This is a genomic window from Carboxylicivirga marina (assembly GCF_016612505.1).
Lineage (GTDB): Bacteria > Bacteroidota > Bacteroidia > Bacteroidales > Marinilabiliaceae > Carboxylicivirga > Carboxylicivirga marina.
The window spans coordinates 16142-36261 of record NZ_JAENRR010000044.1 but is presented as its reverse complement, the minus strand read 5'-3'; the positions used below and the strand labels follow the sequence as shown (position 1 = coordinate 36261).

The 20120-nt window shown below is 40.1% G+C and carries 11 protein-coding genes; 3 read left to right on the top strand and 8 right to left on the bottom strand.

The genetic code is table 11. From position 1 onward, the window contains the following. Positions 1–30: 30 nt before the first annotated feature. The 6 genes from JIV24_RS16150 to JIV24_RS16125 all read right to left on the bottom strand — a co-directional run bounded on the left by JIV24_RS16150 (position 31) and on the right by JIV24_RS16125 (position 10831). The gene (locus JIV24_RS16150; RefSeq protein ID WP_200466102.1) at positions 31–1395 is read right to left on the bottom strand and encodes a TolC family protein; all 1365 of its coding nucleotides are present in this window, start codon (positions 1393–1395) and stop codon (positions 31–33) included. Between the two features lie 110 nt (positions 1396–1505). Next, positions 1506–4586, bottom strand: a complete 3081-nt coding sequence (locus tag JIV24_RS16145) for an efflux RND transporter permease subunit (protein WP_200466101.1) — start codon at positions 4584–4586, stop codon at positions 1506–1508. A gap of 13 nt (positions 4587–4599) precedes the next feature. After that, the gene (locus tag JIV24_RS16140; protein ID WP_200466100.1) at positions 4600–5652 is read right to left on the bottom strand and encodes an efflux RND transporter periplasmic adaptor subunit; all 1053 of its coding nucleotides are present in this window, start codon (positions 5650–5652) and stop codon (positions 4600–4602) included. A gap of 216 nt (positions 5653–5868) precedes the next feature. Then, a complete protein-coding gene (gene def / locus JIV24_RS16135; protein WP_200466099.1) occupies positions 5869–6450 on the bottom strand; it encodes a peptide deformylase in 582 nt (193 codons plus the stop codon). Between the two features lie 94 nt (positions 6451–6544). Beyond that, complete coding sequence (locus JIV24_RS16130) at positions 6545–9880, bottom strand: ligand-binding sensor domain-containing protein (protein ID WP_200466098.1); 3336 nt, start codon at positions 9878–9880, stop codon at positions 6545–6547. A 162-nt stretch (positions 9881–10042) separates the two neighbouring features. Continuing rightward, positions 10043–10831, bottom strand: coding sequence for a PhzF family phenazine biosynthesis protein (locus JIV24_RS16125; protein WP_200466097.1), 789 nt, complete (start codon positions 10829–10831; stop codon positions 10043–10045). A gap of 313 nt (positions 10832–11144) precedes the next feature. Here JIV24_RS16125 and JIV24_RS16120 point away from each other — a divergent pair, with 313 nt between their 5' ends. From JIV24_RS16120 to JIV24_RS16110, 3 genes are all read left to right on the top strand, one after another. Then, on the top strand, positions 11145–13484 hold the full coding sequence (locus JIV24_RS16120) for a S9 family peptidase (RefSeq protein WP_200466096.1): 2340 nt from the start codon (positions 11145–11147) through the stop codon (positions 13482–13484). A gap of 258 nt (positions 13485–13742) precedes the next feature. Continuing rightward, entirely contained in the window at positions 13743–17003 is a 3261-nt protein-coding gene (locus tag JIV24_RS16115) for a VPS10 domain-containing protein (protein ID WP_200466095.1), read from the top strand. 71 nt (positions 17004–17074) lie between these two features. After that, positions 17075–17449, top strand: a complete 375-nt coding sequence (locus JIV24_RS16110; protein WP_200466094.1) for a hypothetical protein — start codon at positions 17075–17077, stop codon at positions 17447–17449. Between the two features lie 28 nt (positions 17450–17477). On the opposite strand, the gene JIV24_RS16105 is transcribed toward JIV24_RS16110, so the two are convergent. Together JIV24_RS16105 and JIV24_RS16100 are read right to left on the bottom strand one after the other, a co-directional pair. Next, a complete protein-coding gene (locus JIV24_RS16105; RefSeq protein ID WP_200466093.1) occupies positions 17478–19622 on the bottom strand; it encodes a xanthine dehydrogenase family protein molybdopterin-binding subunit in 2145 nt (714 codons plus the stop codon). Continuing rightward, a complete protein-coding gene (locus JIV24_RS16100) occupies positions 19622–20098 on the bottom strand; it encodes a (2Fe-2S)-binding protein (protein WP_200466092.1) in 477 nt (158 codons plus the stop codon). The genes JIV24_RS16105 and JIV24_RS16100 overlap by 1 nt, the downstream gene beginning before the upstream one ends. Positions 20099–20120 lie beyond the last annotated feature (22 nt).

The following is a 20120-nucleotide window of genomic DNA, read 5'->3' as shown; positions in this document are numbered from 1 at the left end:
TTAAAACGAGCCACCACCTATTGAGAAACACTATTGATTGCTATCGGCCAAAACCAGGTTAAGCTGACCAATACCTTTATAGTATGCTGACTTTGCGACTTCATAGCTTGCCAAAGCATTTAAGAAGCTGGCATTGGCACTTAACCACGATGCCTGAGCATTTAACACATCTGTTGTGGTATTTAAACCGGCATCAAAACTGGCTTGCACCTCTTCTAATGACTCAATGGCTTCATCACGACTTTTATCGGCTAAAATGATGGACTCGTAGGCCTCATTAACCTGAATAATGTATTGCTGCACTTCAAGCTGCACAAACTCCTTTGATTCATCTAACTGAAGACGTGCTTGCTCAATACGTAAACGAGCCGCATCTTTTTTGTGTTTTTTCTCACGCCAGTGAACCAGTGGAATGGATAATTGTGCCGAGGCCTGTGTTAATGATTGCCCATCCACTAAGTCAGGTATTTCCATATAACCGTAACTTACCTGTGCACCTAACTGCGGTTTGTAGGCACTCATCACACTTTTTTTCTCAAGCTCCGATATGCTCAGCTGACCATCCAGCAACTTTAATTCATTACGATTATACAAAGCCTGCTCAACACTGTTGCTCATCACAATTAAATCTGGTTCGGCAACCAATGAATCGGCCACTTCAATATCTGTATTCAAATCAAGTCCCACAATCTGACACAGGTTCATTTTCATAATTTTATAGGCATTTTCGGCCTTCATGAGGTTCAATTGAGCTTCATTTTTCTGAACGGTTACAATCAGCTGCTCACTTTTGGGTGTCAAACCCAGTTCGTACATGTCTTTCATTTGCTGTTCAAGCGAATCAAGCATTTCAAAGTACTTGTAAGCTACTTTAAGTTGCTCTTTGAAAGCTACCAGTTGCCAATAGGCATTATCGGTATTATAAACCACCTCATCGCTTTGTAATTGATACGCCTGGCCAGCCATCTCAACACCTTTATCGGCCATTTGATTGGCATATCGCACTTGCCCTCCCAGATAAATAGGGACTTGTGCTGCAAGCTGTCCATTGTAGTATTGTAACTTTTCAGTACCTATGCTCATACCTGGAAAACCAACAGTATTACCAGTTTCGTTACCGGCACCGTCCATTACCGGCAATTCAAAGCCGGGTATGGCAATATCATCCATTGATGGCAGGTAGGTCGCTGAGGCCGTTCCGCTAATCTTAGGCAAATAAGCGGTACGCGCTTCTTTTTGTTGAGCTTCCGCTTCGTGGTGCCTAAGCTTGGCCGACTTTAACGACTTATTGTAGTCCAGAGCCATCTGACGGCTCTCAGACAAGGATATTTGTTGTTGAGCACTGACATTACTGCCAATCAATAATCCTAATACAATTAATATATAGTGTCTCATTTTATAGTTTTAAAGTCTTTTTAATCAGTCCTTTTTGGCTTAAAATAGGAGCTGCCAAAATGCCGTTACAAACAGCAGCTCCTACTACTAACCTATACATGAAAAATCGATTATTCTGCTATTTTTTTCACTTCCTGCTTATCATCACAATGCAAGCTTTTAGTGTTTACCTTATACAACACAGCATACAGTACCGGAATAACAATAAGTGTAATGACCGTACCAACCAGCAAGCCGAACATAATCGCAACAGCCATGGTTTTAAACATATCGTCAAAAGCCAATGGTAACATCCCCAGAATGGTTGTTAATGATGCCATCATTACCGGACGTACCCTCGACAAGGTTGAGTCAATAATAGCATTGAGCTTATTTTTACCTTGCGATATCTGCAGGTTGATTTCATCAAGCAGAACCACCGCATTTTTTATCATCATACCCATTAAACCAAGCGTACCAATTACCGAGAAGAATGAGAAGTAGAAACCTGTTGCAAGAAAACCTAGTATCACTCCAATAAAAGCCAATGGCATTAATGACAGAATGATTATTGGTTGTCTGAAGTTATTAAATAAACCAATGATAATCACCAATATTAATAAGGCAGCCAATGGCATATTTTCGGCCAATCCTTCGTTGGCTTCATTGCTACTTTTGTAATCGCCAAGCCACTCTAACTTATATCCTTCTGGTAATGGAATGGCTTCTACTTTATCTTTCAATTCGATTAACAACTCAGGAGGTGCCACACCAGCAATAGGGTCGCATTGCGCTTTAATGGCACGCTGTCCGTCATAACGACGAATCATGCTATTTTCCCAACGTACATCAATTGAATCAACCAACTGACTAAGGGCGACACTTTGTGGCAAACCAGACCAAACAGGCACCGAAGCCAGCTGCCCCATGTCGTCACTAATGGTTTTATCGAGCTTAAGCATTACCGGCAACTGGTAGTCTCCGTTATAAAATACCCCCACCGGCATTCCACTTGAAGCAATGGCCAGGGCATTGGCTACATCAGAACGACTCACCATTAATTCACGAGCATTATCCTGCGAATAAACAGGTGTTAGTACCTTCACTGAATTACGCCAGTTTTGTGTTACAAAAGCCGCTTTTGGCTCTTCACGCATCACTTGATTAGCTTGCTCGGCCAATTCCCGTAACACACTGGCATCAGGACCTGTAAATTTTGCTTCTATTTTAAAATCACCACCAATCGCCATGTATTCTCTTACCCTGGCAAATGATTGTGGATAATTCTTAATGACATAGTCCTGAATTTGAGCAATCGTTTCATCTTTTAGCTCTGCATTGTTTATACTGATAATCAACTCGCCATAACTCAGGCTCAATCCGTTAACCGGACGCATTAAAGTATAACGCACAGGCGTACTTCCTAAACCGGTAACGATATAGTTGATATTATCCCATTCGTTCAGTTCTTCCTGTATCTGTTCTAAATCTGCTTCTACTTTAGAAATGTCCTGTCCCTCGGGCAAACGATATTCTAAAATAAATTGATCATAGGTTGCTCCGGGGAAAAAATCTTGTTTAACAAATTGGAAAGACCAGAAGGCCAGTACCAAAACAACAGCTGTTGCGATTACTGTTAATGATTTGTGCCATAAAGCAAACTTTATAAACTTACCAAAGATTTGATAGAAACGACCGCCGTATGGATCATGCTCATCGTCACCCATACTCTTTTTCTTGCGCTTTTTATAAAAATACTGCGCATGAAAGGGGGTTTGAACCATGGCCAACACCCAGCTGGCAAATAAGGACAAAGCTAATACCCAAAACAGGGGACGTAAAAATTCACCGGCTGCAGTACTGTTAAAAGCTAAAGGCATAAAAGCCAAAATGGCTACCATGGTTGCTCCTAATAGCGGTATAGCCGATTTCTTAGCTGTATTCGTAAAGGCCTTTTTGCGCTCCATGCCTCTATCTAAATCAATGAGGATACCATCGGCAATAACAATGGCATTATCAACCAACATACCCATGGCAATAATAATGGCTGCCAACGACACGCGGTGTAATTCAATATCCATACCCGCCATTAGTATGAATGTTGTAAGAATTGTAAATACGAGCCCACTGGCAATTAACAAGCCAGCTCGCATGCCCATAAAAATAAGAAGGACAACGATTACAATAACAATGGATTCAATCAGATTAACAATAAAGTTATCAATCGATTCCTCCACATTATTATGCTGATAAAATATTTTATGCGTTTCAATACCAATCGGTAAATCTTGCTGCAGTTCGGCTAAGCGCTTTTCAACAGCTTCACCCAATACAATCACATTACCCCCACTTTCCATCGAAAGCGCTAAACCAATAGACTCACGACCATTGAACTTCAACTTTTGTAATTCTGGCTCATAAAACTCACGCTCGACCTTGGCTACTTGCCCTAAACGGTAACGTCCTCCATTGGGAAGCTTCACCTCAAAGTCGCGAATTTCATCAATGGTCTGGAATTTATTACCAATGCTTACCCGGATACGTTCACTACCTGCTGTAAAGGTACCTGGGTTAACGATGACTCCCTGATCATTAAACGCCTGGAAAATCATCATTGGGTTAATACCTAAAGAAGCAAAGTACTCATTATCAAAGCTGATATTAACCACTTCGGTGCGCTTACCAAATACTTCAATTCGCTTAACACCCTCAACCAGCTGCAATTCTTTTTTTAGTTCATCAACATAATCCTGGAACTCATGATAGGCATAGCCATCATTAGACACCGCCAGAAAAATACCTGACACATCACCAAAATCATCGTTGATAATGGGCTCGCGGGCACCTGCTGGCAAGCTGCCTCTTACATCATATATTTTTCGACGCATATGATCCCAAAGCTGTGGTAGCTCCTCTGACCTTACACCTGACTTTATATTGATGGTTATTTCTGACATTCCTGGAATAGAACGTGATTCAAGGAAATCGATATTCTCTAAACGTTGAATCGCCTTTTCAAGTACATCGGTTACTTCGCGATCCACCTCATCGGCCGATGCACCCGGATATTGTGTTATAATTACTGCCGCTTTTACCGGTATCTCAGGATCTTCAAGCTTACCCATCGAATCATAGGATACTAATCCTCCGACAAGTATGGCCACAAAAATAAAGCTCAAAAATGCTTTTTGAGATAAAATCTTTTCTAACATATTGATATGAGCTTTAGAGTTTGTTGTTTAGTACTTTTACGGGCTGATTATCTGTTAGGCTATAAACACCTGCAATTACAACCGTTTCTTTTCCGCTTAATCCAGATGAAACCGACATCATACCATTGTTCTTTAGTTTACTAATCTGAATGGCTTTCTTGTTTACCACCGAATTTTGACGATTAAACACCCACACATAGGATTTTCCTTCATTCTGAAAAATAGCTTCAAGAGGCACCATTACACCACTTCCTGTTTCATCAGGTAATTGAATACGAACCTTAACCGACATACCTGGTTTAAGCACGTTGTCTTTGTTATTATTCACCATCAAGCGCACATCAAACATGTCGTTTCCATTGGCTTTTTCGTTTACCGATAACACTTCGGCTTTTACACCATAAAGCCCTGCTGTTTGCACATCACATTCAATATCTTTAAATCGCTTAGCTGTTGACACCTTGCTTTCAGGAAGACTAAAATGTACTTCGAGATGACTAACATCAAGCAAAGCAAAAATCGATTGACCTGGAGCTACGTTTTCAAAATTGCTAATATTCTTGCGGTAGATATAACCTTCAAAAGGCGCTTTTAACTCAGTATCGTTCAAGGCATTTTGTGCTGCTTCGCAGCCACTTTTGGCAGCTAAATAACCAGCTTCCATTTTCTCAAGTGTGTTAATCGGAAGTTTGTTCTTTTTATACAACTCCTTATAGCGAGCATATTCGCCTTCTACCTGAATAAACTGTGCTTTAGCAGACTGTAACTGAATTTTATAATCGCGAGGATCAATGCGTGCAATCACCTGATTTTTTTTCACATAATCACCTTCATCAACCAATACATTATATACCTGACCGCCTACCTTAAAGGCAATGCTAACTTCTTTCTTCTCTTTTAGCTGGCCATGGAATATAAGTTCTTCGTTATTATTATTTCCCCCAAGTTGTTCCACCTTTACATAACGTGCTGGCGTTTGTTTTGCTTCACCTTTTGAGCCACAGCTAACCATACTTATTGCCACTAATACAAGTGCTGTTATCAACGGTAATGTTTGTTTTCTCATGATTTTAATATCCTGTTAGTTTTCTTATTTCCTTTATAAACAGATTAATTCCATTCACAAAAGTATTAGATAACCAAGGGCACATAGGTGTTATTTGCCTGAAGCTGCTATTCTTTGGCATCAAACGGTTGACATGATGCATTAAACGAAGTGAGTAAATACAAAAATGGCCTTAACTCGCATGAATTAAGGCCATTTTTGGGGTACTTTATATCCTTATTTAGCAAAACGCATACGATAGCGCGGTGCCACTTTTCCTTCTGCAATTTTGTTCAATTTTCCTTTTATCAATCGCTTGGCAATACCCGATAAATGATCGACATACAAAATACCTTCGGTGTGATCATATTCGTGCTGAATAACACGGGCATTATAACCAGAAAACGTTTTTGACTGCTTATTAAAATCTTTATCGTAATATTCAATTTCAATAGCCCATGGGCGTTCCACTTCACCACTCAGGTCAGGCAAGCTAAGGCAACCTTCATTATCAGCCCATACTTCTTCCGACTCACCAACAATTTGTGCATTAATAAACGTTTCTTTTACCGGTGCTTCATCTTCAAACAAGTCTTCCTTGTCTTCATCATTCATCCCCTCAAACACTTGCACAGTATCTACTGTAAATAATCGGATGGCTTTATTGACTTGAGGAGCAGCCAAACCTACACCACCAGCTTCGTACATCGTTTCCCACATGCTATCAATAAGTGCCTGAAGCCCATCGTAATCTTTAGTAATCTCGTCGCACACCTTACGAAGCACTTTGGTGCCATATGCTGTAATCGCTAATGCCATTTATCTCTGTTTTGATTTTTCCGCTGCAAAAATAGTCTTTTTAGGATAAACCAAAATTGTGCCGAAAAGTTTATTGACAATTTACTTAGCAATTTCATGCTTTGACAGTAAACCAAAACGTTGATCCTGTACCTGACTGACTCATAACGCCGATCTCTCCCCCATTTTTCTCAGCAAATTCTTTACAGATAATTAATCCAAGTCCTGTTCCTTTCTCACCATCAGTACCATCTGTCTTCAGCTTTTTATCAATGCAGAATAAACGTTCCTGATCATCGCCTTTTATACCAACTCCTGAATCCTGAATAGATACTTTCCAGAACCCATCCTCTTTTATGATTGTATATTTGATTTTGCCACCAGATGGTGTAAACTTAATCGCATTGCCCGACAGGTTACGAATAATAGTATTGATGGTGTTTCTATCTCCAATGGCAATCACTTCTTCATTTACCTCGTTGATAAACTGTATACCTTTTTTGTCGGCAGCTGCTTTATAAAGGTTAATGTTTTCAGAAATTAATACTGACAGGTTAAAATCCTTTTTCTGAAAACAGATCTTACCACGCTGTGAACGCGACCATGTAAGTAAATTCTCAAGTAGTAAATAAATATTTTTGACCGAGTGATTGATTCTTTTCACAGCATCACGTTTATCATCTTCCTCGGCATATTGATAATTCTCATCAAGCATAGAGCTAATAGACATTAAACTGGTAAATGGATTTTTTAAGTCATGCGAAATAATGGAGAAGAATTTATCTTTAGTGATATTCATATGCCGCAGGTTTTCTTCAGATCGATGCAATAGCGCATTTGCATTTTTGATTCGTTCGTTTTGAGCACGCAACAGTTTATTGGTCTTTATTTTCAACAAAAACCAATATCCAAAACTAATGAGTACCAACAACAAAGCTATCTCCAAGAAAATAAACCAGGTAGTTTGCCAGAAAGGTGGACGAATCGTTATACCAAGTGTTGCAACTTTATCACTCCATACCCCGTCACTATTGGTACTAACTACTTTAAACTGGTAATCGCCCGGCTTTACATTGGCAAATGACACATAGTTACGAAGACCAGCCTTATTCCATTTTTTATCCATTGGTGATAGTTGAAAAGCATAATGCGTTTTCCCCGGAAACAAATGGTTTAAACCCGAAAACTCAAGCGCAAAAAAGCGCTGCTCGTAATCGAGTGTGATGTGTTTGGTATAGCTAATATCGGTGGGCATCACAACCTGGCTATCCTGTTCTACTACTGATTTATTTTGTGCCAAACCCGATACATCAACCACATTGCCTAATACTTCTAATCGGGTAATAACAGGCTGACTAACCGTCGTATTCGTTTGCAATATTTCCGGATTAAGAATATTCAATCCGTAAACGCCTCCAAAATACAATCGCCCTGACCTACCACTATGAAAAGCTCCTCCATTAAACTCATTGCTTTGTAATCCATCACTCACATCGTATGTTACACATTTCAGTGTTTTTTGGTTAATGCGACAAATTCCATGGTTCGTACTTAGCCATACATTTCCCATTCCATCAGGAAGAATGCTGTATATCACCTCATTTGGCAAGCCATCTTTCAATCCCAATATTTTCACATCTCCTGTTGTCGGATTCAGAATATTCAGTCCTTCATTGGTTCCAACCCAAATAAAACCGTTCTCATCTTCGTATACACTAAATACAATGTTATTACTCAGCCTCTTCCCTTCTTCCCCATCGTTTGTATAATGCTTAAATTTGTAATCTTGAAGATTCAATCGGTTAAGACCACCACCATATGTCCCTATCCACAATGCGCCATCTTTACTTTCAATAATACTGGCATAGACAAAGTTATGCGATAAAGAGGCGGGATCGTCTGGCTGATGAATAAAGCGTTTAAAGTACCCCTTTTCCTTATCAAATAAGTTGAGCCCATTTCGGGTACCAACCCACATTTGACCGCCACTATCTTCAAACACAACTCTTACTGAGTTATCCGAAATCGACCGCTCATCTTCTTTATCATATACATACCTGGTAAAGCTCCTTGTGGATGGATTGTAACGGTTAAGACCTCCTCCGTCAGTTCCTAGCCAAATAGTGGCATCACTGTCTTCAAATACCTCACGAATCGAATTATTCGATAAAGAATAACTATTATTTGGTTGATGCTCAAAGGAAGTATATTTATCAGCTTTCGGACAATAGTGGCACACTCCTTTGTCATTCGTACCAATCCATAGGCAGCTATCCTTCGTTTCAAATATTGACCAAATAAAATTACTTGGCAAACTATTTTCATTCAAAGGATTGTGCTTGAGTAAGTCAAATTTGTTAGCCGCCGGATGATAAATATTTATTCCTGCACCATATGTTCCCAACCAAATATTTCCGGTTACTGTGTCAGCATAAATACAGTTAAACGCATTTTGATTAATGCTTTCTTTATCGGTGGGATTGTGCACGCATTTCGTTACTTCCAGTTGATGGTTGATAATAAAAAGTCCATCGCCATGCGTGGCGTACCATACATTAGCATGGTCATCAATATAAAGAACCTTACTACTATTGATGGCCAGGCTATTACTCGTTTGCTGTGTATCGATAATCTTTTTCAAACTCTTTGTCGATAAATTATACAGCCACAGACCATTCTGCGCATTTATCCATATGCGCCCTTTTTTATCCACTTCAATACTTTCAATATCAGATAATTTATCTTTCAGATGAGGAATGGTCCATTCTTCACTTTTACAATCAAACACTTGAATGCCTGACATATGGGCACAAACTATTAACTCATCAAGAATGCTGACATCGCGAACATTGAAATCACATAACATTGTTAGTTCATTGTTCTTACTTAATTGAAACAAACCATTGGAAGCTGCAATGAGTATGCCTTTTTCAGTTTTAATTATGGTATTTACACCATCAATACCTTTGTAGGTGGCACAAGATAAGCTTGCAGTATTAAAAACGGACAAACCTTGTTTTGTTCCTACATAAACCTCAGAATCATATGACACCAAAGAAGTAACGGTATCATTTTGAATTGAATTTTCCTGTCGACTATGAAAGTTCTTAAAGGTTTTTGTAACAGGATTAAAGTGTGATAATCCGTTACGAGAACCAAACCACAACATACCTGCTTCATCTTCTTCAATGTGCTCTATCCATTTGTAACAAATACTATTAGGATTCTTCACATCAGTACGATATATTTCGAACTTGTAACCATCAAATCGGTTGAGACCATCTTCGGTTCCAAACCACATAAAACCTTTGCTATCCTTGGCAATACAATATACCGAGCTAAGAGAAAGACCGTCATTAATGGTAATACTTTGAAAGCGCATGGGTGAATTCTGGGCCATGCACCAACTAACAACCATTAGAAGAGTTGCTATAAAGCTAATTTTATTCATTATAACCAGGTTAGTTGCATATAAATTTACTCAATCAGATGCTGAAAACCAAGTTATTAAACGGGACAAAACGAAAGTAACCCATGCGTATGAAGAATCCAAATATTAATCAAATTATTTCGGCATCACACATACTCAATACGTATTGACAATAGGTGCTTATTAATCCACCCAAATATGACCTACCATAAAAGTACGGGCCTTTCCGCTTATTTGCACGCGTTTTCCATTGTTGTGGCAATACAGGGTTCCTTTTCGATCTGATAACTGCATGGCCACCAGGTCTTGTTTATTAAGCTTCTTGCTCCAATAAGGAATTAATGAACAATGCGCTGATCCGGTCACAGGATCTTCTAAGATAGTAGCTTGAGGAGTAAAAAATCGTGATACAAAATCGCATTGTGTGCCTTTGGAAGTCACGATAACGCCACCCGTTCCTAAATCGATTTCATCAAATTTGTGACGGTCAATTTGAATATTCTCAACCATACTTTGCGATGGATATACCAATACATAATCTCGGGCTACCAGAACTGCATCGGGCTGAGTACTAATGGCTTCTTTTATTGCCTGTGGCAGTTCGGCTCTAACAGGCTCACGAGTAGGAAAATCCAAAGTAAGCATATCAGCATGGCACTCAACTTTTAACTCTCCGCTTAATGTATCAAATACAATCACTTCAGGTTCATAATCTAAATGTACTTTAAGCACATAAGCGGTAGCAAGTGTAGCATGTCCACATAAATCCATTTCCAAATCAGGTGTAAACCAACGAAGGTGTATACTACTCTTACCCATTACAAAAAAAGCCGTTTCGGCCACCGCGTTCTCCTTTGCAATTTTTAAGAGCAACTCATCGGGTAACCAATCTTGCAAAGGCACTACACAAGCCGGGTTACCACCAAAAATCTCGTCAGTAAAAGCGTCAATCTGATATATAGGAAGTTTCATTTTATATCTTTCTTTTTATAATTACCCTTTTTCAACATCAAGCATAACCATGCTCATTGGGCTTTGTAAAATAAGACCTTATCGTCACTATTGCAAGCATTATGTAATGCTTCAGTCATTGTTTTTTTAATGAAGGATTACCTTATTTATCGTGAAAAGCGCCTTATAAAGACATTGCTTAACAAATTAAATAATTCTAATAATTCAAGCTACATCAGCAATTCGTGTTAAGCACTAGTTAACGAGATAAATATCATATAACAAATATCAAAAGATTGTTTATTTTCGTATTTCACACATTAATCATATTTCCATGAAGAAATACTTACTCTTACTGTGGTGTTTTATTGCTTTAGCCAATTTTTCACCATTTGCACAGAAGGCCAACTTTGAGCAGGCCAATAAGTTTACCCAAAACAATGTCAAGAAATATTTAGGCTCGAGTCGTGTAAACCCAAACTGGATTGAAAACAGTCACTTGTTCTGGTACAGCTACAAAACAGCTGACGGTAATAACTTTTGGTTCGTTGACCCTGATAAACGAACAAAGAAGCCTCTGTTTGATAATAATGACCTGGCCTCGAAGGTAACAGCCATTACTCACAAACCCTATAATGTTAACGACCTGCCAATAAAAAAGATTGAATTTGAAAAAAACAGCCAATCCAGTTTCACTTTTGAAATGGATGACTTAAAATTCAAATACAATACTGAGACAAAATGGGTCAGTAAGATTGATACTGTCAAAAAGGAAAAGAAAGATACCTGGAAAAGCTACTCTCCAGATAGTACATATATTGTATTTGCTCGTCAACACAACTTGTACATGCTACGTGCTGATGATACAGATAGTACAGAAATTCAATTAACAACTGAGGGCGAACGCTGGTTTAGCTATCAAAGCAAGGGTGGCGATACAGCTTCTGACAAGCGACTTAAAACAAGAGTTTACTGGTTTAAAGACGAAAAGAAGTTTTATACACTTCGATACGATATGCGAAAAGTGAAAGAGATGGCAGTTATTAACTCAGCCGCTAATCCACGTCCAACTGTTGAAACCTATAAATATGCCATGCCCGGCGATGAGCATATCGGCGTCTCACACCTTGAAATATACGATCTTGCTTCAAAGGAATGGGTCAAGCCAAACCTTGATAAATGGAAAGATCAAAGCATCAGAACCTATCGTCCCAGAAAGACCTCAGATAACTTATTTGTTATTCGTAAAAAACGCACCTGCGATGAGTTAGAAGTAGTGAAAGTCAATACGAATAACGGAGATGTAAAACCGTTATTTAGTGAGAAATCAAAACCTTACTTTAACGATCAGATGAATCAGCTACATATCATTAACGAAGGTGAGGAATTCATCTGGTGGTCTGAACGAACTGGCTGGGGACAACTTTACCGCTACGATACTGATGGTCAGCTTAAAAATCAGATTACTAAAGGCAATTATGTAGTTGGTCAGGTAGCCCGTATCGATACAGCATCCAACACCTTATATTATCCCGCGTATGGAAAAGAAAAAAGTTTTGACCCTTATTACGATATATTCTACAGCACCAACTTTGACGGTAGTGAAACGCGCATTATAACACCTGAAGAAGCCAACCATCGTTTTAGCATGCCAAAAACAGATAAACATGCCAACTACTTTGTGAATAACTATTCGCGAGTTGATCAGGCACCAAAAGCAGTGGTACGCGATAAAAGTGGTACCGTAATCATGGAGTTGGAGACCATGGACTTATCGCGTGTAAAAGAATTAGGATGGAGTTTCCCTGAAAAATTCAAAGTAAAAGCAGATGATGGAGTTACTGACTTGCATGGAGTAATCTGGAAACCATTTGATTTTGATTCAACAAAGAAATACCCGGTTATATCGTATGTGTATCCTGGCCCACAAACAGAGGCTGTTGTGCGCGACTTTACTGTCACTGCCCGATACAATACTGCACTGGCACAACTCGGTTTTGTAGTTGTTTCAGTTGGTCACCGTGGCGGAAGCCCAAAGCGTCATAAATATTACCACACTTATGGTTATGACAATCTGCGCGATTATGCTTTGAAAGATGATATGTTTGCCCTGCAACAATTGGCCAATCGCTATGATTTTATCGACATCAATAAAGTGGGTATTTTCGGCCATAGTGGTGGTGGCTTTATGTCAACAGCGGCCATGTTTGCCTACCCTGACTTTTACAAAGCAGCTGTTTCATCAGCAGGAAACCATGACAACAACATCTATAACAAATGGTGGGGTGAAACACATCATGGTGTTAAAGAGGTGAAGAAAAAGATTAAGAAAAAAGAGGAAGTTAAAGATTCAACAAAGGTGGAGGCACCAGAAGATGATTATGAAATTAGCTTTAAAAGCAAAATACCTACCAATCCTTCAATTGCTAAAAACCTGAAAGGACACTTAATGTTGGTACATGGTGAGATTGATAACAATGTTCACCCCGCTAATACCATGCGCGTGGTAAAAGCATTAATGGATGCACGCAAACGATTTGACTTTATGATTATTCCTAATGTGCGACACGGTTTCTCCCAGTACTCACCTTATTTTGAAAAGATGATTTGGTATCATTTCTCAGAGCATTTAATTGGTGATTATAGAAATAACGTGGATTTAGATCTGCCATAAACATATTGAATATGACATTAAACGCCCCACTTCAAATCGAATGTGGGGCGTTTTCATTTATATTAATGCTGATTTTTAACCTATTTAAGTTAATCACACAAATAGCCATTATCAAGTAATTATATTGCATTTATTCAAGAACATACCCCACTTAAACACACAGTCGACACTATAAAAACACATCATTACCAACTCACCCCTCTATATTTAAATATATTTCATGTATATTTAAATTACATTATCACCAATACACAAACCATGAAAAGAATCAAAACAAAAGGATCCATCCTTTTATTGATGCTGCTGTACACCTCTATTTCGATAACAGCACAATCATTATTAAACGACACCACTTTTGCCGGATTAAAACTGCGTAACATTGGACCTGCTCTAATGTCTGGGCGTATAGCCGATGTGGCTATCCACCCGTGTAATGAAAATACCTGGTACGTAGCCGTTGGCTCTGGCGGTGTTTGGAAAACGGTAAATGCAGGTACCACCTGGCAACCTATTTTTGATAATCAAAATGTCTATTCAACCGGATGCATCACTATTGATTCGAATAACCCCCATGTGATATGGCTTGGAACCGGAGAAAATGTGGGCGGTCGCCATGTTAGCTTTGGTGATGGTATTTACAAAAGTGAAGATGATGGTGCCACATGGAAAAATATGGGACTCAAAGAGTCACAGCACATTTCTAAGATCATTGTACATCCTGAAAATTCAAATACTATTTGGGTTGCTGCACAAGGTCCATTATGGAATAAGGGTGGTGAACGCGGCATCTACAAATCTACCGACGGTGGCCTAAACTGGAAACAAACTTTGGGTGATAATGAGTGGGTTGGAGCCACTGATTTGTTAATTGACCCAAGAAATCCTAATGTTTTGTATGCTGCAACCTGGCAGCGCCACCGAAATGTGGCAGCTTATATGGGTGGTGGCCCCGGAACCGCTATCTATCGCTCCGATGATGGTGGAGACAATTGGCAAAAGCTCTCAAAAGGTCTTCCTACTGGCAATTTGGCGAAAATAGGATTAGCTATATCGCCACAACAGCCTGACGTGGTGTATGCAGCCATTGAATTGAACCATCGTAAAGGTGGATTATTTCGCTCATCCAACAAAGGTGCATCGTGGTCGAAAATGTCCAATGCTGTATCTGGTGCTACTGGCCCGCACTATTACCAGGAGTTGTATGCATGCCCTCATCAATTCGACAAGCTTTATCTGGTGGATGTGAGAATGCAGATATCTACAGACGGAGGAAAAACATTTAAGCGCATGGCCGAAGAACACAAGCATTCGGATAATCACTCAATAGCCTTTAAAAAGAACGACCCAAATTATTTATTGGTTGGAACAGATGGTGGCTTATATGAAACCTTTGATGCCACACGTAACTGGAAATACGTTTCAAACCTACCGGTTACACAGTTTTACAAAGTAGCTGTGGACGATGCTGAACCTTTTTATCACATCTATGGTGGTACACAAGACAACAATACGCAAGGCGGTCCGTCACGCACCGATAAAGCCAATGGTATTACAAATGCCGACTGGTATTTAACCCTGTTTGCCGATGGCCATCAACCAGCTACTGAACCTGGTAATCCCAACATCATTTATAACGAATGGCAGGAAGGAAACCTAGTACGCGTTGATAAAACAAACGGTGAGATAGTTCACATACAACCTCAACCGCTCGAAGGCGATCCTTTTGAGCGCTATAACTGGGATGCTCCTATCCTCGTGAGTCCTCATCAATCAACACGCTTGTATTTTGCCTCTCAACGTGTTTGGCGTTCTGATAATCGTGGCGATAGCTGGACGGCTATTTCTGGTGATTTGACCAAAAATGAGGAACGAATGAGTTTGCCAATTATGGGCAGTACCCAAAGTTGGGATAATGCCTGGGATTTTTATGCCATGTCGACCTATAATACCATTACATCACTGGCTGAGTCTCCTTTGCAGGAGGGCCTAATATATGCGGGTACCGACGATGGGCAGATAAGTATGACGGACGATGGTGGTGAAAACTGGCGAACGATAACAGTTGACAAACTGCCTGGCGTACCAGAAACAGCCTTCGTGAATGATATCAAAGCAGATTTATTTGATGCCAATACGGTTTATATCTCACTGGACAATCACAAGTTTGGTGATTTTAATCCCTACATTTTGAAAAGTACTGATAAGGGAAAATCATGGAAATCCATTAGTGGAGATTTACCTGACAAAACATTGGTTTGGAGATTTGTACAAGATCACATCAATTCAAACTTATGTTTTATTGGAACCGAATTTGGTCTTTACTTTACAATTAATGGCGGAGACAATTGGATTAAGCTAAAAGGAAATGTACCAACAATTTCTTTCAGAGATTTAGCCATTCAGCGGCGTGAAAATGACTTGGTGGCCGCCTCATTTGGACGTGGATTCTTTGTTTTGGATGATTACTCAGCTCTAAGGGATATTTCTGAAGAACGACTAAATGAAAATGCCATTCTCTTCTCCACTCGTAAAGCATTAAAGTATATTCCGCGCCCGGGCATGACAATGAGAGGTAAAGGTTCGCAAGGTGCTGGGTTCTTTTCATCACCTAATCCTGATTTTGGTGCCGTTTTCACCTATTATCTAAAGGATGATGACAAACTACTAAGTGAACTGCGACAAAAAGAAGAGAAGAAAGCCCTTAAGAAAGGCGATGCAGTAGCCTTTCCTGGTTGGGAACAACTGGAAGCAGAGCGAAGACAAGATAGCATTAAGATTTGGCTAACGATTAAAGACGAAAGTGGAGATGTCATCAGACGATTACGTGCTCCCCTTGGGAAAGGTTTTCACAGGGTGGCCTGGGATTTACGTTACGCACCAATGAGAACCATTGCTCCAGGGCAAAAAGCAAATAATAGCCGAAGCGGTTATCTGGCGCCATCAGGCACTTATTTGGCCACGCTTTCAAAAGAAGAGAATGGTATAATTAGTCCCTTATCATCCGATATTAGTTTTGAAGTGGCACCACTTTATAAAGGCTACCTTGAAGCCCTGCCTGAAAGTGAGATTAACGCCTATATTACAGATCTTCAAAATACTCAAAAAGAGATATCGGCTATCAACAGCAGTGTTAATAAGGCTTTCAAACAAATTCAAGCCTTCGAGTTATCGGCCCAAAACTCAAAGTTGGAAAGTGGTGAACTAGAAAGCAGGCTACATGCTTTAAAGCAACAGCTATTTGAAATCGATGAAAAATTGAATGGAAATGCCAGTAAAAACCTGGTTGGTGAAAAAACTAAGCCATCTATCAATAGCCGAATACAAGCAGCATCAACCAATGTTGCCAATAATACCTACGGGCCAACTGCCACTCAGAAGCAAAACCTCGTTTATGCACAGAAAGCAATGGCAGAAGTTAAAGACAGTGTTAAGAAAATGCTTGATACTGAGTTTGTACAAATTATGAACCTTCTATTGGCCAATGATGGTCCATGGGTGGAAGGTATGCCTTTACCATAAACACAAAAATATCAGGGACTGAAGCATTTCAGTCCCTGAATTAATACAGGCTTCCGGCAGGTACAAAAGTTATGGGACAAGTTATTTCTACAACAACGGCAGGTCGAATTGCCGGAAAAGCTGATGTTAATTTGGTCATAACTAAAATTCAGAAAGGCAATGAGTACCTTGACATTTCCAGCTCGGCCATCACTGTTGCTGCTTCGGAAGGTCAAGGAAGGAAAACAGCTAGAAATGTAGCAGTTGGCGCAGGCGTTGGAGCTGTTTACAATGGTGGCAAAGGAGCTGGCAGAGGGGCAGCTACAATGGGTGCCGTTTCACTCTTAGGTGGCGATGGCAATATCACCATACCCAAAGGATATAATTTGCAATTTGAGCTGTCTCAGGAATTAGATTACTTAGATCTGTCCGATAGTTTCTTTCAGAATAATACCAAAGGCTGTTAACGTATAGCTAACAGCCTTTTATAATTAATTACCTTAATGCCTCCAATATTCGCTGAGGTGTTACAGGCATCTGCTTCACCCGGGCTCCACAGGCATGGAAAACAGCATTTGCGATAGCTCCTCCAACAGTTACAATGGCAGGTTCTCCGCCTCCTTGTGGTGGTGAATCCATATCATCAGCAAACACACATTCTATTGGTGGCGTAACCGCCATTTTTGTTATCTCGTAAGAATCAAAATTCTGAGTTTCAACAGTGCCCCAGTTAAATTCAACATCTTCATATAATGCATAACCTAAGCCCATGGTTAAACCACCTTCGGTCTGAACAATTGCGCCATGCGGATTAACGACTTGTCCCATATCCTGGGCACAAACCATTCTTAATGGTGTTACAACACCTGTTGCAGGATTCACTTCTACCTCAGCTATTAACACAACAATAGTACCAGCATCGGTACCAATGGCCATACCACAACCACGATTAGTTCCCGTTTGGGCCTTTTTATAGCCAAAGGTATCTGTTGCCAGTTTAATGGTTCGTTTAATTTTCAGATCTTCAGCATTAAGTAATCTGAACTCTATGGGATCCATCCCGATACTGTGCGCTAAAACATCGATGTGTGACTCACGAGCAAAAGTAGTTGTGTTATTACCAGGTGCACGCCAGGCTCCTGTAGCGAACGGATGAACTTCTTTACCTCTGAATATCTGTGTTTTCACATTCGGCACATTGTAAAAATCCTGCGTCCCTCTTGGTCCTGCACAATAAACATCAAAACTCCAGGCCTTTAACTTACCACCACCTTGTAAACCAGCTTTTACCTTTATTACCGCAGCAGGACGAAAACAGTCGTACATAAACTCTTCGCGGCGCGACCAGGCTACCTGAACCGGCTTACCACTAATCTTTGTCAATTTAGCACATTCAATGGCTTGTTGGTTATATATTTTACCGCCAAATCCACCACCTATGAAAACCTGCTTTATGTGTACCTTATCAATAGGCATATTCAACGCATTCGCTACAGCTTCCCTGGTTCCAAAAGGTGTTTGCGTGGAAGCCCACATCACGAGTTTATCTCCCTCAAACTGGGCTGTTGCCGCATGTGTTTCGATGGATGCATGCGCTTTATAGCCATCTAAATATGTTGCTTCTATAATTTGTTCTGACTGTTCAAAGCCGATAGACAAATCGCCTTTCTCTTCAGTTGTTCTGCTATTAGTAGCGGTTGTCAATATATGGTCAAAAATGCTTTCACTATCAGCCTTAGCAGCTGGTATATCCCATTCAGCTTTTATCTTCACCATGGCCTCCTCTGCCATTAGCAGATCTTCATGTAAGGCAGCAATCAGGCCATCTTCATTGATAATGGTGATACCTTTTAAAGTTTTAGCCCTGGTTATATCCACTGATTTTAGTTGTGCTCCATGGGCCGGCGGTCTTTTTATATAGGCGTATAGCATTCCAGGCAATTGGATATCGGAGGTATAAATTGCTTGTCCGCTTACTTTTTTTATGGCATCGGTGCTAATGATTGGCTGACCGATGGTCTTAAAATCTTTGGCTTTTTTAAGAATGGGTGGTGAACTGATGGTTTTGACAATCTTCTCCCCTTTTGTTAACTCAGCATAGCTAACCCGTTGTGCAGAATTCGTTTTCGAAATGACAAATCCGCCTTTATTAAGCAACTCACTTTCTTGACACCTCAATTTAGCAGCACCCATCTTAAGCAATTCGCCTTTGGCCTCTACAGCAGCTGCTCTAAGAAGCGGATCGAAAAAGCGCGTGGTTAACGAACCCCAGGTGCCCGCGTCGTATGGACACAAATCGGTATCGCCCATCACCATATTAATGGTATTCATAGGCACTTCCAGTTCTTCTGACAATACCTGAGCCAGTGACGTGATGATGCCCTGTCCCATTTCAATTTTACCTGTATAGCAATCTACGGTGCCATCCTCCTTTATTCTCAGGTAGGCATTGAGGTCTAGTTCCTCATCGCTTCTTTTATCATGATCATCTTCCGACCTTGACTTAAAAGCCTGGGTACTTAAAGAAAAGACGATAATTAAACCACCACCCAGCTTCTTTATAAAGTTACGGCGATCCATGCTTCGTACAGGACGATCGACATCACCAAAATAGAGTTTGTTTATCTGTTTTTCATTCATCACTCATGCCCTCCATTCATTTTTTGAGCAGCTGATTCAACTGCATCAGCAATTCTTCCATACGAGCCACATCTACACAGATTATCATTCATCCCGGCTATAATATCTTCTCGGCTCGGATTAGGGTTATTATTGAGCAAGCCCACAGCATTCATTATCATACCGGGTGTACAGTAGCCACATTGCTGCGCATCGTGCATCACAAACGATTCTTGTACAGGGTGAAGCTTGTTGCCTACTGCCAAACCTTCAATAGTGGTAACCTGCTTGCCTTCTACTTCACTAACAGCCATCCCACATGAACGCATGGCTTCACCATCAACTAGAATGGTGCATGAACCGCAAAAACCGATACCACATCCATATTTTGTACCTGTTAGTCCAAGCTTGGTCCGCAAAACCCATAATAAAAGATCATTGGGATCAGAATCCACATTAACGGTTTTATTATTAAGCGTGAATGAAATTTGTTCCATAATGCAAGGTTTTCAGTTTATC

Bases quoted from the DNA above. Each gene is read 5' to 3' on its own strand.
- JIV24_RS16125 (WP_200466097.1), bottom strand. From the start codon at position 10,831: ATGAAACTTCCTATATATCAGATTGACGCTTTTACTGACGAGATTTTT.
- def (WP_200466099.1), bottom strand. From the start codon at position 6,450: ATGGCATTAGCGATTACAGCATATGGCACCAAAGTGCTTCGTAAGGTG.
- JIV24_RS16110 (WP_200466094.1), top strand. From the start codon at position 17,075: ATGGGACAAGTTATTTCTACAACAACGGCAGGTCGAATTGCCGGAAAA.
- JIV24_RS16145 (WP_200466101.1), bottom strand. From the start codon at position 4,586: ATGTTAGAAAAGATTTTATCTCAAAAAGCATTTTTGAGCTTTATTTTT.
- JIV24_RS16150 (WP_200466102.1), bottom strand. From the start codon at position 1,395: ATGAGACACTATATATTAATTGTATTAGGATTATTGATTGGCAGTAAT.
- JIV24_RS16105 (WP_200466093.1), bottom strand. From the start codon at position 19,622: ATGAATGAAAAACAGATAAACAAACTCTATTTTGGTGATGTCGATCGT.
- JIV24_RS16130 (WP_200466098.1), bottom strand. From the start codon at position 9,880: ATGAATAAAATTAGCTTTATAGCAACTCTTCTAATGGTTGTTAGTTGG.
- JIV24_RS16100 (WP_200466092.1), bottom strand. From the start codon at position 20,098: ATGGAACAAATTTCATTCACGCTTAATAATAAAACCGTTAATGTGGAT.
- JIV24_RS16115 (WP_200466095.1), top strand. From the start codon at position 13,743: ATGAAAAGAATCAAAACAAAAGGATCCATCCTTTTATTGATGCTGCTG.
- JIV24_RS16140 (WP_200466100.1), bottom strand. From the start codon at position 5,652: ATGAGAAAACAAACATTACCGTTGATAACAGCACTTGTATTAGTGGCA.
- JIV24_RS16120 (WP_200466096.1), top strand. From the start codon at position 11,145: ATGAAGAAATACTTACTCTTACTGTGGTGTTTTATTGCTTTAGCCAAT.